Source organism: Streptomyces sp. NPDC052036, from assembly GCF_040680495.1.
Taxonomy (GTDB): domain Bacteria; phylum Actinomycetota; class Actinomycetes; order Streptomycetales; family Streptomycetaceae; genus Streptomyces.
In genome coordinates this window covers 249,093-262,873 of record NZ_JBFAWW010000004.1, presented here as the reverse complement: position 1 = coordinate 262,873, position 13,781 = coordinate 249,093, and the positions used below count along the sequence as shown (strand labels likewise).

General features: G+C 71.0%; 13 protein-coding genes. 3 read left to right on the top strand and 10 right to left on the bottom strand.

The genetic code is table 11. The features are described from left to right. Nucleotides 1–19: 19 nt before the first annotated feature. From AB0L95_RS09465 to AB0L95_RS09445, 5 genes are all read right to left on the bottom strand, one after another. Entirely contained in the window at nt 20–1,069 is a 1,050-nt protein-coding gene (locus tag AB0L95_RS09465) for an aminotransferase class V-fold PLP-dependent enzyme (RefSeq protein WP_365159400.1), read from the bottom strand. A gap of 99 nt (nt 1,070–1,168) precedes the next feature. After that, nucleotides 1,169–1,885, bottom strand: a complete 717-nt coding sequence (locus AB0L95_RS09460) for a DsbA family oxidoreductase (protein ID WP_365159397.1) — start codon at nt 1,883–1,885, stop codon at nt 1,169–1,171. Between the two features lie 77 nt (nt 1,886–1,962). Beyond that, nucleotides 1,963–2,466, bottom strand: coding sequence for a GNAT family N-acetyltransferase (locus AB0L95_RS09455; RefSeq protein WP_365159394.1), 504 nt, complete (start codon nt 2,464–2,466; stop codon nt 1,963–1,965). Between the two features lie 66 nt (nt 2,467–2,532). Next, complete coding sequence (locus tag AB0L95_RS09450) at nt 2,533–3,141, bottom strand: DUF1349 domain-containing protein (RefSeq protein ID WP_365159391.1); 609 nt, start codon at nt 3,139–3,141, stop codon at nt 2,533–2,535. Between the two features lie 95 nt (nt 3,142–3,236). Further along, nucleotides 3,237–4,766: an aldehyde dehydrogenase (NADP(+)) gene (locus AB0L95_RS09445; RefSeq protein WP_365159389.1), complete on the bottom strand. Its 1,530-nt coding sequence runs from the start codon at nt 4,764–4,766 to the stop codon at nt 3,237–3,239. A 141-nt stretch (nt 4,767–4,907) separates the two neighbouring features. Here AB0L95_RS09445 and AB0L95_RS09440 point away from each other — a divergent pair, with 141 nt between their 5' ends. The 3 genes from AB0L95_RS09440 (at nt 4,908) to AB0L95_RS09430 (ending at nt 7,760) form a co-directional block, all read left to right on the top strand. Further along, nucleotides 4,908–5,681: an IclR family transcriptional regulator gene (locus tag AB0L95_RS09440; RefSeq protein WP_365159386.1), complete on the top strand. Its 774-nt coding sequence runs from the start codon at nt 4,908–4,910 to the stop codon at nt 5,679–5,681. A gap of 19 nt (nt 5,682–5,700) precedes the next feature. Next, nucleotides 5,701–6,174: a GNAT family N-acetyltransferase gene (locus tag AB0L95_RS09435; protein WP_365159651.1), complete on the top strand. Its 474-nt coding sequence runs from the start codon at nt 5,701–5,703 to the stop codon at nt 6,172–6,174. Nucleotides 6,175–6,302: 128 nt separating this feature from the next. Beyond that, nucleotides 6,303–7,760 (top strand): penicillin-binding transpeptidase domain-containing protein, encoded by a 1,458-nt coding sequence (locus AB0L95_RS09430; protein ID WP_365159383.1) that lies wholly within the window; start codon nt 6,303–6,305, stop codon nt 7,758–7,760. A gap of 60 nt (nt 7,761–7,820) precedes the next feature. Here the strand turns inward: AB0L95_RS09430 and AB0L95_RS09425 are convergent, their stop codons facing one another. From AB0L95_RS09425 to AB0L95_RS09405, 5 genes are all read right to left on the bottom strand, one after another. Continuing rightward, on the bottom strand, nt 7,821–9,272 hold the full coding sequence (locus AB0L95_RS09425) for an NCS2 family permease (protein WP_365159380.1): 1,452 nt from the start codon (nt 9,270–9,272) through the stop codon (nt 7,821–7,823). 258 nt (nt 9,273–9,530) lie between these two features. Beyond that, nucleotides 9,531–10,325 (bottom strand): HAD family acid phosphatase, encoded by a 795-nt coding sequence (locus AB0L95_RS09420; RefSeq protein ID WP_365159378.1) that lies wholly within the window; start codon nt 10,323–10,325, stop codon nt 9,531–9,533. A 73-nt stretch (nt 10,326–10,398) separates the two neighbouring features. Beyond that, nucleotides 10,399–12,132: an L-arabinonate dehydratase gene (gene araD / locus AB0L95_RS09415; protein ID WP_365159375.1), complete on the bottom strand. Its 1,734-nt coding sequence runs from the start codon at nt 12,130–12,132 to the stop codon at nt 10,399–10,401. Then, nucleotides 12,129–13,037, bottom strand: a complete 909-nt coding sequence (locus AB0L95_RS09410; protein WP_365159373.1) for a dihydrodipicolinate synthase family protein — start codon at nt 13,035–13,037, stop codon at nt 12,129–12,131. Before AB0L95_RS09410 ends, araD begins: the two co-directional genes overlap by 4 nt. Beyond that, nucleotides 13,034–13,696 carry a GntR family transcriptional regulator gene (locus AB0L95_RS09405; protein ID WP_365159371.1) on the bottom strand — a complete coding sequence of 221 codons (663 nt, stop codon included), beginning with the start codon at nt 13,694–13,696 and terminating at the stop codon, nt 13,034–13,036. Before AB0L95_RS09405 ends, AB0L95_RS09410 begins: the two co-directional genes overlap by 4 nt. Nucleotides 13,697–13,781 lie beyond the last annotated feature (85 nt).

The following is a 13,781-nucleotide window of genomic DNA, read 5'->3' as shown; positions in this document are numbered from 1 at the left end:
GGAGGCCCCGGCCCGGTTCTCATCCGGCCAGCGCCGCCAGCAGCCGGTCGACGTCCTCCGGCGTGTTGTACAGGTGGAAGGCGGCGCGCAGATTGCCCGCGCGGTCGGAGACCTCGATGCCCGACCCGCTCAACTCGCCCTGCCTCGCGCCGAGTCCGGGCACGGAGACGATCGGGGAGGCCGGCGCCGGGAGCGGCTCGTGGCCGAGCGAGGTGAGGCCGGTGCGGAAACGCTCGGCGAGGGCGAGGTCATGGGCCCGTACGGTGTCCACGCCGAGTTCCTCCAGCAGTTCGAGGGAGCGGCGGGCGCCGGCGTAGGAGAAGAGGGCGGGGCTCTCGTCGAACCGCCGGGCGGAATGGGCGAGTTCGTCGACCGGGCCGTAGCAGCTGTCCCAGGGCCGCTCCCCCGCGACCCAGCCGGCGAACAGCGGGCTGAGGCCGCCGAGGTCCTCCGGGACGATCAGGAAGGCCACGCCCCGCGGGCACAGCAGCCATTTGAAGGCGACGGCGGCGACATAGTCGTACGCGCCCGCGTCGAGGTCCAGCCAGCCGGCGGCCTGTGACGCGTCAAGGTAGGTCCGAGCCCCGTGCTCCTGGGCCGCGGCCCGGATCGCGGACAGGTCCGCGATCCGGCCGTCCGCCGACTGGGCGGCGCTCACCGCGACCAGCGCCGTGCCGGGCCGCACGGCCTCGGCGATCTGCTCCAGGGGCACGCTGCGCACCTTCAGATCGCGGCGGACGTGGAAGGGGTTCACCACGGAGCTGAAGTCGCCCTCGGCGGTGAGCACCTCGGCCCCCTCGGGCAACGAGGCGGCGATCAGGCCCGTATAGACGGCGACCGAGGCGCCGGCCGCCACCCGGCCGGCGGTGACCCCGGCCAGCCGGGCGAAGGAGGCGCGGGCGGCCTCGACGTCCGCGAACATGTCGGTCGGCTGCCCGGCGGCCGCCGACTCCACGGCGGTGTGCATGGCGGCCACCGTGCGGGCGGGCAGCAGCCCGGTGCTCGCGGTGTTCAGATAGGTGTTCTTCGGGGCGAACTCCGTGCGGACGAGGGTCTCGAAGGTCTCCATGGGACCACTCTGCGGCCCAGGGAAGTCACAGTCCATCGCGGATTCCTATGGGGTTCCCCGAAGAAACGCTTATGCGACCGTCGTGACCTGCGTCTTCGCTCAGCTCTGCGGAACCGCGCACCCGTCCGGGCCGCAGGCCTCCGCTCCGCCGTCCTCGATGAGCCGCAGCGGGGAGCGCTCGCCCCAGGCCTGGGTGAGCGCCTGGGAGAAGAGCTCGGCGGGCTGGGCACCGGAGACGCCGTAGCGGCGGTCCAGGACGAAGAACGGCACGCCGTTCGCGCCCAGCTCGGCGGCCTCGCGCTCGTCGGCGCGCACGGCGTCCGCGTACGCGGTGGGGTCGGCGAGCACTCGGCGGACGTCCTCGGCGTCGAGTCCGGCCTCCACGGCCAGCCCGACCAGCCGCTCGTCGCCCTCGGAGAAGACGGAGCGCTCCTCGGCGAAGTTCGCCCGGTACAGGATCTGGATCAGCTCGTCCTGCCGGCCCTGCTCCTTGGCCAGGTGCAACAGCCGGTGCATGTCGAAGGTGTTGCCGTGGTCACGGCCGGCGGTGCGGTACTCCAGGCCCTCGGCGGCGGCCTGCGCGCCCAGGTTGTCCTCCCCGGCCTGCGCCTGTGCCTCGCTCATGCCGTACTTCTTGGACAGCATCGCGAGAACCGGCTGGACGTCGTCCTTGGCGCGATGCGGATCCAGTTCGAAGGAGCGGTGCACCACCTCGACCTCGTCGCGGTGGGGGAAGGCCTGGAGCGCCTTCTCGAAGCGGGCTTTTCCGACATAGCACCAGGGGCAGGCGATGTCGGACCAGATCTCCACGCGCATGTCTTCGGCTTCTCTCCAGGTCGTACGGGCGCGGAGACCTCCCCCGCGACCGTAGGTGAACGTTCAAGCGTCCACTTTCATTCCCCCGGCACGGCGTATCGGAGGAAGAGGTGGTGGTCGCCCTCGGCGGGCGGGTTCTCCGGGTCGGGGATCCAGCCGTGGCGGGCGTAGAAGGCCTGGGCGCGCCGGTTGTCCGTGTGCACGTCGAGGACCGCCGTGCGCCTGCCGTCGGCCTGCCACGCCTCGACGCAGGCCGCGTGCAGCTCGCTGCCGATGCCCCGGCGCCAGTGGTCGGGGTCGACATGGAACTGGAAGAGCTTGACGGTCTTCGCGGGAGAGCCCTCCGGGACACGGAAGGAGGCGACGGCGACGATACGGCCCTGTTCGACGGAGCACAGCACCTGGCCGTCCGGCCGCTGGACGGCGCTCAGCCAGGCGGCGGACCAGTCGATGCCGTCCTGCGGCAGTCCGTCCGGGTAGTAGGTCGCCCGGGCTCGTGCGTGCAGTGCGGCGACGGCCTGCGTGTCGGCGGACAGCGCGGTACGGATCACCCGGTGTCCGGTCACACGGTCTTCGATCATGCAACGGAGGACGTGCCGCCGCCGGGGAAGGTTCCCGGCCGGCTCACCGCCGAGGCGGGCGGCGCGTCAGGAACCGTCCCGCAGGCTCTCCGGCCAGGAGTCCCGGTAGGCCAGGTGGTCGAAGGTGACCACGCACCCCTCCCCCACCGGCGACTGCGCCATGAAGCCCACCAGGGCCGCACCCGTCTCCTTCTCCTCCGCCAGCGTGAACAGCCGGACGAACGTCCACCGCTGTCCGTCCCGGGAGGCGTGGAAGGCGAACGCCCGGCCCGTGCGGCTGACCCGCAGCCAGACCGAACTGCCCTCCACGGTGAAGGAGTTCGCGTCGTCGGAGTGCCCGCGCGTCACCACCGTGCAGACCGTGGGCACGTCCGGCGAATACTCCAGGCACAGCTTGGCCCATGCCCGCTCCCCCACGTGCACATAGAGCACGCCCGCGTCGAAGGACGCGTTGAAGCCGACGGTGACCCGGGCGATCAGCTGGAAGTCGCCCTCGGGCGCGCCGAGCAGCCGGGGCGCGTCCGAGGCCGGGTCCAGTCCCTCACCGGTGGGCGCAACGAAACGATCCTGCCGGGCCCCGGCCCAGCCGGTGAGGACCCCGTCCTCGTAGGACCAGTTGCCGTCGGGCCCGTAGGTGCGCAGCAGGAAGGGGAGTCCGGGAAGTTCGAGGTCCATGGGCAGAGTCTCCCAGGTCCTGACGAGGGCTCGCCCTTCCGGGGAGGCGGGACGCCACGCGGAGGACCGCACACGCCCCGCCCGCCCGAAACCCGTCAGCGCTCCAGCCGCCCGTCGAACCACCGCGGCAGCCCCAGCGGGTTGTCGTCCCGCAGCTCCGGCGGCAGCAGCGCCTCGGGGGCGCCCTGGTACGCGACGGGCCGCATCCAGCGCTCGATCGCCGTGCCACCGACCGAGGTGGAGGTGGAGGTCGTCGCCGGGTAGGGGCCGCCGTGGTGCTGGGCGGGCGCCACCGCCACCCCCGTGGGCCAGCCGTTCACCAGGACACGGCCCGCGAGCGGGGTCAGCTCCGCGAGGATCTCCGCGCCGCGGCCCTCACCGGCGGCCTCCTGCGCGGACAGGTGCACGGTCGCCGTGAGGTTGCCGGGAAGGCGGGACAGCACGCTGTGCGCCTCGGACTCGTCCTCGTACCGGGCCACCACGGTGACCGGCCCGAAGCACTCCTCCAGCAGCAGGTCGTAGGCGCCCTCGGCGGTCAGCTTCCCGGCCGGGACGGTCAGGAAGCCCGGGCTGACCGTGTGCTCGCCACCCGCGCCCGGCGCCACCGGGGACTCCACGTCCGGCAGTCCGGCGCGCTCGGCGATGCCGCTGAGGAAGTTGTCCCGCATCCGGTGGTCCAGCAGGACTCCGGCCCCGACGCCGTCGACGGCCTCCGACAGGGACTTCACCAGCCGGTCGCCCGCCGCGCCCGTGGGGGCGAGGACCAGACCGGGCTTCACACAGAACTGGCCGACGCCCAGCGTCATGGAGCCCGCGAGCCCCGTCCCGATCGCCTCGGCGCGCTCGGCGGCGGCGGCCTCGGTGACCAGGACCGGGTTGAGCGAGCCCAGTTCGCCGTGGAACGGGATCGGCACGGGGCGCGCGGCCGCCGCGTCGAAGAGCGCACGGCCGCCGCGCACGGACCCCGTGAACCCGGCCGCCGCCACCAGCGGATGCCGCACCAGCTCGACGCCCGCCTCGAAGCCGTGGACGAGCCCGATGACGCTCTCGGGGATCCCGTGCTCGGCGGCGGCCTCGCGCAGGGTCGCCGCGACCTGCTCGGACAGGGCCGGGTGGTCCGGGTGGGCCTTGACGACCACCGGGCAGCCGGCGGCCAGCGCGCTCGCGGTGTCCCCGCCGGCGACCGAGAAGGCGAAGGGGAAGTTGGAGGCGGAGTAGACGGCGATGACGCCGAGGGGGACCTTGTAGCGGCGCAGGTCCGGGATCGGCGGGGTCGCCGTGTCGTCGGGGTGGTTGATGATCACGTCGAGGAAGGCACCCTCGTCGACGATGTCCGCGAAGGCCCGCAGCTGGTAGCAGGTGCGGGCGAGTTCGCCGGTGAGGCGGGCCGGGCCGAGCGCGCTCTCGGCGTCGGCGGTCTCGACGAGCCGGTCCCCCGCGGCCTGCAGCCGGTCGGCCGCGGTGCGCAGGAAGGCCGCGCGGACCGTGCGGTCGGCGAGGGCTCCCCGCGCGGCGCGGGCCGCGCGGACGGCGGCGTCCACCGCCTCGGTCGTGGCCTCGACCGCAACCTGTTCCCGCTGCTTCCCGGTTCGGGGGTCGACGCTCCAGACTGGTGCTGCTGTCACGGCGGGTCCTCCAGTTGTCATGCCGCAGTTCGTCCGTCAGCCATCAGTGGCGTTCGATATACTGAACGCTGTCTCTGATGATGAATATGCTGCTCGGAGACTATATCTCCGGCTTCCCGTCGAACGAAGGGGTCAAGGGCGATGTCGGCAGGCGAGACAGGCGGCGGAGCACAGGTCAAGTCCGCGGTGCGGACGGTCGAGTTGCTCGAGTATTTCGCCGGACGCCCCGGAATGCACTCCCTGGCCGCGGTGCAGGAGGCGGTGGGCTATCCGAAGTCCAGCCTGTACATGCTGCTGCGCACGCTCGTGGAGCTGGGCTGGGTGGAGACGGACGCGACCGGCACGCGCTACGGCATCGGGGTGCGGGCGCTGCTGGTGGGCACGTCCTACATCGACGGCGACGAGGTGGTGGCGGCGGCCCGCCCCACCCTGGACCGGCTGTCGGACGACACGACGGAGACGATCCACCTGGCGCGGCTGGACGGCACGAACGTGGTGTACCTCGCCACCCGCCAGTCGCAGCACTATCTGCGCCCGTTCACCCGGGTCGGCCGCCGGCTGCCCGCCCACTCGACCTCCCTGGGCAAGGCGCTGCTGAGCACCTACGCCGACGAGCAGGTGCGCAAGATGCTCCCCGAGACGCTCCCCGCGCTGACCGAGCACACCATCACGGACCGGGAGAAGCTCATCGAGGAGTTGCACCAGGTCCGTGAGCAGGGCTACGCCGTCGACCGCGAGGAGAACACGCTCGGGCTGCGCTGCTTCGGGGTCGCCATCCCCTATCGCACCCCGGCCCGCGACGCGATCAGCTGCTCGGTGCCGGTGGCACGACTGACCCCGGCGCACGAACAGATGATCAAGGACGCGCTGTTCGACGCCCGGGACCGGCTGACACTGGCGACGCGGAGGCTGTGACATGCGCGGAGGCTGTGACGTGGAGGTCGTGCTGCGCGAGGTCCACGACAGCGACCTGCCGGTCTTCTACCGGCAGATGAACGACCCCGTGGCGCTCCGGATGGCCGCGTTCACACCCGAGGACCCGGCCGACCGGGCCGGCTTCGACGCCCACTGGGCACGGCTCCTGGACTCCGGTGACGTCGATGTGCGCACGGTCCTGGCGGACGGTGACGTGGTGGGTACGGCAGCGGTGTACGGAGAGCCGGGCGAACGCGAGGTGACGTACTGGATCGACCGCGCCCTGTGGGGCCGGGGCATCGCGACGGCCGCCCTGCGGATGCTGCTGAAGGAGGTCCCGGAGCGCCCGCTGTACGCCCGTGCCGCCGCCGACAACGTGGCCTCCGCCCGGGTCCTCGGCAAGTGCGGCTTCGAGGAGACGGCCCGGGCCAGGGGGTACGCCCAGGCCCGCGGGGAGGAGATCGAGGAGATCGTCCTCGTGCTGAGGGTGTGAGGGCGTGAGGACCGGTCCCTTGTTCCGAGGGCGTGAGGGCCGCGGCGGGCCGGTCCCTTCATGAAGTCCCGATGAGAAACGGGGCGGAATGGAACGTTCCGCCCGACCTTGTTCGTCTTCCGGGCGGGATGAACAAGACGATCAGACGTGCATCCGTCTTCGCGCTGCTCCTCGTGGTCTCTCTGCTGGTCAGGGCAACCTGGGTGCAGTTCTACGACGGCAAGGCGCTTGCAGACGACAAGAACAACCGGCGGAACGCGATCAAGACCTACGCGGGATCGCTCGGAAACATCATCGTGGGCGGTCGGTCGGTCACGGGCTCGGCGCGGACCGACGGCAGCGACCTCGCGTACAGACGCACCTACACGGACGGCAAGCTGTACGCGGCGGTGACGGGCTATGCCTCGCAGAGTTTCGCGCCGACCCAGCTGGAGGGCGTCTACCAGGACGTGCTCAACGGCACGGACACCCGTCTGAAGACCGTCCTGGACACGATCACCGACAAGCGGGCCGACCCGGGCAACGTGGTGACGACCATCGACCCGGACGTCCAGAAGGCGGGCTACCGGGCACTGGGCGACAAGAAGGGCGCGGCCGTCGCCATCGACCCCGCCACCGGCCGGATCCTCGCGGTCGTGTCGACCCCGTCCTACGACCCGTCGTCGCTCACCGACGCCAACACCGCCGGCGCGGCCTGGAAGCGGCTGAACAGCGACCCGGACAAGCCGCTCACCAACCGTGCGCTGCGCCAGCCGCTGCCGCCGGGCTCGACGTTCAAGCTGGTCGTCGCGGCGGCCGCGCTGGAGGACGGGCTGTACTCCTCGGTGAACCAGAGGACGGACAGCCCGAACCCCTACCGGCTGCCGGGCTCGACCCACCCCCTGGCCAACGAGAATCCCGCCGCCCCGTGCGCCGACGCCTCGATCCGGGTGGCCCTGCGCTACTCGTGCAACAACGTCTTCGGCAAGATGGCCGTCGACCTCGGCCAGGACAAGATCAGGGCGATGGCCGACAAGTTCGGCTTCGACGACGACCAGCAGGACGTGCCGGTGCGGGCGTACCCGAGCGTATACCCCAAGGGCATGGACCAGGCCCAGACGGCCCTGTCGGGCATCGGGCAGTTCGATGTCACGGCCACCCCGTTGCAGATGGCCATGGTGTCGGCGGCGATAGCCAACGACGGAAAGCTGGTCTCGCCGCACATGGTCGCGCAGCTCACCGACAGCGGTGGCGATGTGCTGAAGAACTACGACGACGACCCGGGGAGCCGGCGGATCATCAGCTCCTCGACCGCCGAGCAGTTGCAGTCCGCGATGCAGACGGTCGTCGAGCAGGGCACCGGCACGAACGCCCGGATCCCGGGCGCGACGGTGGGCGGCAAGACGGGTACGGCCCAGCACGGCGAGAACAACAGCAAGACGCCGTACGCCTGGTTCACGTCGTACGCCAAGTCCGACACGAGCGGCAAGGAGGTCGCCGTCGCGGTGCTGGTCGAGCAGTCGGACGCGGCCCGCTCGGAGGTCAGCGGCAACGGGCTCGCGGCACCGGTCGCCAAGGCCATGATGCAGGCGGCGCTGAAGAAGTAGGACGGGCTCCGGCGGGGACGGTCCCGGCGGGGCCGTCCCCGCCGGAGCCGTCCGCCCGTCTCACTTGACGCCCAGCAGCTGCTCCACCGGATCGATCGCGAAGAACACGAGGAACAGCGCCGACACTCCCCACAGCAGCCAGTTGACCTCCTTGGCCTTGCCGAGGACCGTCTTGATGACGACGTACGACAGGAACCCGGCACCGATGCCGTCGGTGATCGAGTACGTGAACGGCATGGCGGCGATGGTCAGAAAGGCCGGGACGGCGATCTCGTAGCGGTCCCAGTCGATGTGCTTGACATGCGTCATCATCAGAAAGCCCACGGCGATCAGGGCGGGTGCCGCCGCCTGGAGCGGCACGATCGTCAGCAGCGGGGCGAGGAAGAGCGCGAGGCCGAAGAGACCGCCGGTGATCAGATTGGCGAAGCCGGTGCGGGCGCCCTCGCCGACCCCGGCCGCGGACTCGATGTAGGCGGTGTTGGACGAGCCGGAGGCGACACCGCCGGCCACCGCGGCGGCGCCGTCGATGAACAGGACCCGGCCGATGCCCGGCACCGTGCCGTTCTCGTCGAGCAGCCCCGCCTCCGCGCTGATGCCGACGATGGTGCCCATCGCGTCGAAGAAGTCCGACAGGATCAGCGTGAAGACCAGCAGGACGACGGTGAGCGCCCCGGCCTTCCCGAAGGCGCCGAACAGGCTGAAGTGACCGAGGAGTCCGAAGTCGGGGGCGGCCACGATCGTGTCGGGCACCTTCGGGGTGGTCAGGCCCCAGCTCTTGATGTCCGCCGCGGAGTTGATGACGATGGCGACGACCGTCATGGTCACGATGCTGATCAGGATCGCGCCCTTGACCTTGCGGGCGAGCAGGGCGATGGTCAGCAGCACACCGAGGCAGAACACCAGCACGGGCCAGCCGGTCAGCCGTCCGACGGCGCCGAGTTGCACCGGCACCGTGGTGTCGGCGGCGTCCGGGATACGGCTGACGAACCCGGCGTCCACGAAGCCGATGAAGGCGATGAAGAGGCCGATACCGACGCCGATGGCCTGTTTCAGCTGCTGGGGGATAGCGTTCATGATCGCCTCCCGGAGTCCGGTGACGACCAGCACACAGATCAGCACCCCCTCGATGACCACCAGGCCCATGGCGTCGGCCCAGCTCATCAGCGGGGCGATCTGGAAGGCGACGACGGCATTGAGGCCGAGGCCCGCGGCGATGGCAAGCGGCAGATTGCCGCCGACGCCCATGATGACGGTCATCACACAGGCGACCAGGGCGGTCGCGGTGACCAGTTGCCCCGCGTCCAGGTGGTGGCCGAACTTGTCCTTGCCGCTGCCCAGGATGATCGGGTTCAGCACAAGTATGTAGGCCATGGTGAAGAACGTGGCGAAGCCGCCGCGTATCTCACGGCCGAAGGTGGAGCCCCGTTCCGAGATTGCGAAGAACCGGTCGACAGCGTTCCGCTCGGGGGGCGCTGCGTTCGACTGTTCGGCCACCTGTTGTCCGTCGGGCATGGCGACACTCCTTGTTGCCTGGTGAACCGGTGCGGGATGCTGGCTGGATTGTTCCCTCGGCGCATCGGTTTCAGGTTTTCGCCGTGTTACGGAATCGACGGGGGTGACGCGGGCAACGCCTCCCCGCTCGGCCGGACAGCGGAAACGCCCCCGCCGGTGACGACCGGCGAGGGCGTTCGCCAAGGCGAGCCGAAGAACTAGTGCCCCGACAGGTAACGGACGCCGCCCCTTGACGGGCAAACGCTACCTGCCGGGGTACTAGCTGACGAAGTACGTCGGGTTCGGCAGCTTGTACGTGCGGTCGGCGTGGCCCCCGTCGAGGTCCGAGTACTGGTCGCCGAAGTTGGCGATGATGTCGTACCCGAGGCTCTCGATGTGCCGGCGCGTGCCGGACTTGTACTGGACGGTCGTGCACTTCCAGCTGCCCGGGGCGGCGCAGTCCTTCAGGTACGCCGGCGGGTTGGCCGCGTCCTTGAGGAACATGTGGGCGGCGTCGAGGTTGATGTCGGCGCCGACCTTCTTCAGGTTGTCGACCGCGGCGGAGCGCTGGGCCTCCGTCAGACCCGAGTTGTAGAAGACCTCGACGCCCTTGGACTCGGCGTACCGGACGAGCTCCGGGGTGCCGGGGACGGCCGGGCGGTCGGCCTTGCCCACGTACGCGGCCCATGTGGCCGAGTTGTACGTGTAGTTGGTCTTCTTCTCGTAGTCGAGGCTGAGCAGCAGCGTGTCGTCGATGTCGAACACGACCGCGGGCTTCTCACCGTGGCGGTGCGCCTTGCGGGCCGCCTTGTCGATGTAGCGCTTCGCGGACGCCTCGGTGTGCGCCAGGTCCTTGGCGTACGGGCTGTCAGCAGAGGCCTGGTAGACGCCGTTGCTGTCGAGCGTGGCACCGTAATAGGCGTCGATGTCCTTGACCAGGAGCCCGATGTTGTACGGCTCGTGGGTGGAGTTCGCCGTCGACTGACCGGCGGTGGCCGCGCCGGCACCGTACAGGGCCCCGCCGGCGACGGCACAGGCGGCGACGAGGGCCGCGATGCGAAGTGGCTTATGCATGAGAAGTTTTCTACGCGCGTCACCCCTCCGAGCGCGAGGTCCGTTGCGCGATCGATACCTTCCTGAGGGGTATTCACCCCGCGTACGGGTCGGGCACGTTGCCGGGCCGCGCCAGGAACGCGAAGTCGCATCCGGTGTCCGCCTGGGTGATCTGGTCGGCGTAGAGCGCGCCGTAGCCCCGCTCGTATCGCTCGGGCGGCGGCGTCCACCGCGCCCTGCGGCGCTCCAGCTCCGCGTCGTCCACATCGAGCCGCAGGGTCCGTGCCTCGACGTCCAGGGTGATGGAGTCCCCCGTGCGCACCAGCGCCAGGGGTCCCCCGACATACGACTCGGGCGCCACATGCAGCACACACGCGCCGTAACTGGTTCCGCTCATCCGGGCGTCGGAGATCCGCACCATGTCCCGCACCCCCTGCCTGAGCAGATGGCCGGGGATGGGCAGCATGCCGTACTCGGGCATTCCCGGACCACCCTTGGGGCCGGCGTTGCGCAGCACCAGCACGCTGTCGGCGGTGATGCCGAGGGAGGGGTCGTCGATGGTCCGCTGCATGGTCCGGTAGTCGTCGAAGACGACCGCGGGGCCGGTGTGCCTGAGCAGCCGCGGCTCGGCGGCGATGTGCTTGATGACGGCGCCGTCCGGGCAGAGGTTGCCGCGCAGCACGGCCACCCCGCCCTCGCTCGCCACCGGGTTGTCCCGGGGCCGGATGACATCGTCGTCGTGCACCCGCGCACCGGCGATCTGTTCGCGCAGGGTGTCGTGCGACACGGTCGGCCGGTCCAGGTGCAGCAGATCAGGGATGCGGGAGAGGAACCCGGGCAGACCGCCGGCGAAGTGGAAGTCCTCCATCAGATGGGTCCGGCCGCCCGGGCGGACGTTGGCGAGCACCGGGACCGTGCGGGCGATGCGGTCGAAGTCGTCGAGGGTGAGCCGGACCCCGGCGCGGCCCGCCATGGCGATCAGATGGATCACGGCGTTGGTCGACCCGCCCAGTCCCAGGACGGTGGTGACCGCGTCCTCGAAGGCCTCGCGGGTCAGGATCCGGCTCAGCCGCCGGTCTCGGTGGACCAGTTCCACGATCGTCGTCCCGGCCCTGGCGGCCATCCGCTCATGGCCGGAGTCGACGGCCGGGATGCTGGACGCGCCGGGCACGGTGACGCCGAGCACCTCGGCGGCGGCCGTCAGCGTCGAGGCCGTCCCCATGGTCATGCAGTGCCCCGGCGACCGCGCGAGTCCGCTCTCCAGCTCCGCCATCTCGCAGTCGCCGAGCAGCCCGGCGCGCTTGTCGTCCCAGTACTTCCACATGTCGGTACCGGAGCCGAGGACCTCGCCCCGCCAGTGGCCGGGCAGCATCGGACCGGCCGGCACGAAGACGGTGGGCAGGTCGACGGAGGCGGCGCCCATCAGGAGCGCGGGCGTGGACTTGTCGCAGCCTCCCATCAGCACGGCCCCGTCGACCGGGTAGGACCGCAGCAGTTCCTCGGTCTCCATCGCGAGCAGATTGCGGTACAGCATCGGGGTCGGCTTCTGGAAGGTCTCGCTGAGCGTGGCGACCGGGAACTCCAGCGGGAAGCCGCCCGCCTGCCACACACCCCGCTTCACGGCCTGGGCGCGCTCGCGGAGGTGGACGTGACAGGGGTTGATGTCGGACCAGGTGTTGAGGATCGCGATGACGGGCTTGCCCAGGTGCTCCTCGGGCAGATAGCCGAGCTGACGGGTGCGGGCCCGGTGGCTGAAGGGGCGCAGCCCGTCGGTGCCGTACCACTGATGGCTCCTGAGATCCTCCGGACGCTTCCTCGAAAGGGTCATACCGGCCATCCGGCGACGAGGGCGGCGACCTCGGCCCGCGTTTCCTCGGGCAGCGGTGTGCTCGGCGGGCGCACATCGCGGCGGCACAGGCCGAGCGAGGCGAGGGCCTCTTTGACGACGCTGACGTTGTCGGCGGAACTGTTCGCGGCGCGCAGTTCCTCGAAGCGGCGGATCCGCTCCCAGACCTTCATGGCGCCCGGGTGGTCGCCGGACCGCAGCGCGTCGAGCATGGCGAGGGAGAGGGCCGGGGCGACGTTCACGAGCCCGGAGGTGAATCCGGTGGCACCGGCCGAGAAGTACGAGGGAGCGTACGGCTCGGCGAGGCCCGCCACCCAGGTGAAGCGCTCCAGCCCGGCGTCCCGGGCGAAGGCGGCGAAGCGGACGGCGTCGGGGACGGCGTACTTCACGCCGATGACGTTCGGGCAGTGGTCGGCCAGCTCGGCGAGCCGGGCGCCGGACAGCTGCGCGGCACGGATGTAGGGGACCACGCCCAGTTCGGGCACGGCCTCGGCGACGGCCCGGTGGTAGTCGATCCAGCCGCCGGGCGAGAGATAGGGGTGGACGGGCTGGTGGACCATCACCATCGACACGCCCAGCTCGCGGGCGTGCCGGGCGGAGGCGACCGCGGTGGGCACGTCGTGCCCCACTCCGACGAGGACCGCGGCCCGTTCGCCCGCCTCCGCCACGGTCAGTTCCGTGACGAGGCGCCGCTCCTCGGGGGTGAGGGCGTAGAACTCACCGGTGTTGCCGCCCGGGGTCACGGTGGTGATTCCGCCGTCGAGCAGCCGACGCAGCAGGGTGCGATGGGCGTCCCGGTCCACGGAGCCGTCCTCGGTGAACGGGGTCACCGGGATCGCCACCACACCGGCCAGGGCCGCGCGCCGGGTCGTGAACGTGGTCGTCATGCGGGACCGTCCTCTCCCCGGGTCCCGGCCTCGGGGAAGGCCCGTCGGACGAACGAGGCGATATGGGCGTGCAGGGCGGTGGCCGCTCCCTCGGCGTCGCCCTCCAGGGCCAACCGCAGGATCCGCCGGTGCTCGGCGGCCTCCCGCTGCCAGGAGGGATCTGCGGCCCAGGCGACGGCGGAGACGAGGGCGGCCTGGTCGCGGACCTCGTCGAGCATCCGGCCGAGCAGCGGGTTGCCGCACGGGGCGTACAGGGCGCGATGGAACTCCCGGTTGGCCAGGGAGCGTTCGGCGGTGTCGGCGGCCGCGTCCGCACGGTGCAGTGCGTCCAGTGCGGCGTCCAGCGAGGCGGCCCGGCGCACGGTCCGGCGCAGCGCCTCCGGCTCCAGCAGCAGCCGGACGTCGTAGACCTCACGGGCCATGTCGGCGTCCACCGTGCGCACCGTGACGCCCTTGTACTGGCTCATCACGACGAGCCCGGTCCCGGCCAGGGTCTTGAGCGCCTCACGCACGGGGGTCTTGGACACCCCGTACTGGGCGGCGAGTTCGGCCTCCACCAGCGCCTGTCCGGGCGTCAGCTGTCCGGCGAGGATGCGGTGCTTGATCCCCTCCAGCACGAACTGGGTGCGGGAGGGGATCGGTGTGGGCACAGAGGTCATGCGCGCCTCTCGTATGTCGCGTATCGCGTCTCATATATGACGTATGAAGTACGACGCGACGACGGTAGGCCCGTGCTGATGTCCC

What these genes read in the sequence shown, in the direction of transcription:
- AB0L95_RS09410 (WP_365159373.1), bottom strand. Translation starts at nt 13,037, where the DNA reads ATGACGACCACGTTCACGACCCGGCGCGCGGCCCTGGCCGGTGTGGTG.
- AB0L95_RS09450 (WP_365159391.1), bottom strand. Translation starts at nt 3,141, where the DNA reads ATGGACCTCGAACTTCCCGGACTCCCCTTCCTGCTGCGCACCTACGGG.
- AB0L95_RS09425 (WP_365159380.1), bottom strand. Translation starts at nt 9,272, where the DNA reads ATGCCCGACGGACAACAGGTGGCCGAACAGTCGAACGCAGCGCCCCCC.
- AB0L95_RS09465 (WP_365159400.1), bottom strand. Translation starts at nt 1,069, where the DNA reads ATGGAGACCTTCGAGACCCTCGTCCGCACGGAGTTCGCCCCGAAGAAC.
- AB0L95_RS09430 (WP_365159383.1), top strand. Translation starts at nt 6,303, where the DNA reads ATGAACAAGACGATCAGACGTGCATCCGTCTTCGCGCTGCTCCTCGTG.
- AB0L95_RS09405 (WP_365159371.1), bottom strand. Translation starts at nt 13,696, where the DNA reads ATGACCTCTGTGCCCACACCGATCCCCTCCCGCACCCAGTTCGTGCTG.
- AB0L95_RS09440 (WP_365159386.1), top strand. Translation starts at nt 4,908, where the DNA reads ATGTCGGCAGGCGAGACAGGCGGCGGAGCACAGGTCAAGTCCGCGGTG.
- araD (WP_365159375.1), bottom strand. Translation starts at nt 12,132, where the DNA reads ATGACCCTTTCGAGGAAGCGTCCGGAGGATCTCAGGAGCCATCAGTGG.
- AB0L95_RS09460 (WP_365159397.1), bottom strand. Translation starts at nt 1,885, where the DNA reads ATGCGCGTGGAGATCTGGTCCGACATCGCCTGCCCCTGGTGCTATGTC.
- AB0L95_RS09455 (WP_365159394.1), bottom strand. Translation starts at nt 2,466, where the DNA reads ATGATCGAAGACCGTGTGACCGGACACCGGGTGATCCGTACCGCGCTG.
- AB0L95_RS09420 (WP_365159378.1), bottom strand. Translation starts at nt 10,325, where the DNA reads ATGCATAAGCCACTTCGCATCGCGGCCCTCGTCGCCGCCTGTGCCGTC.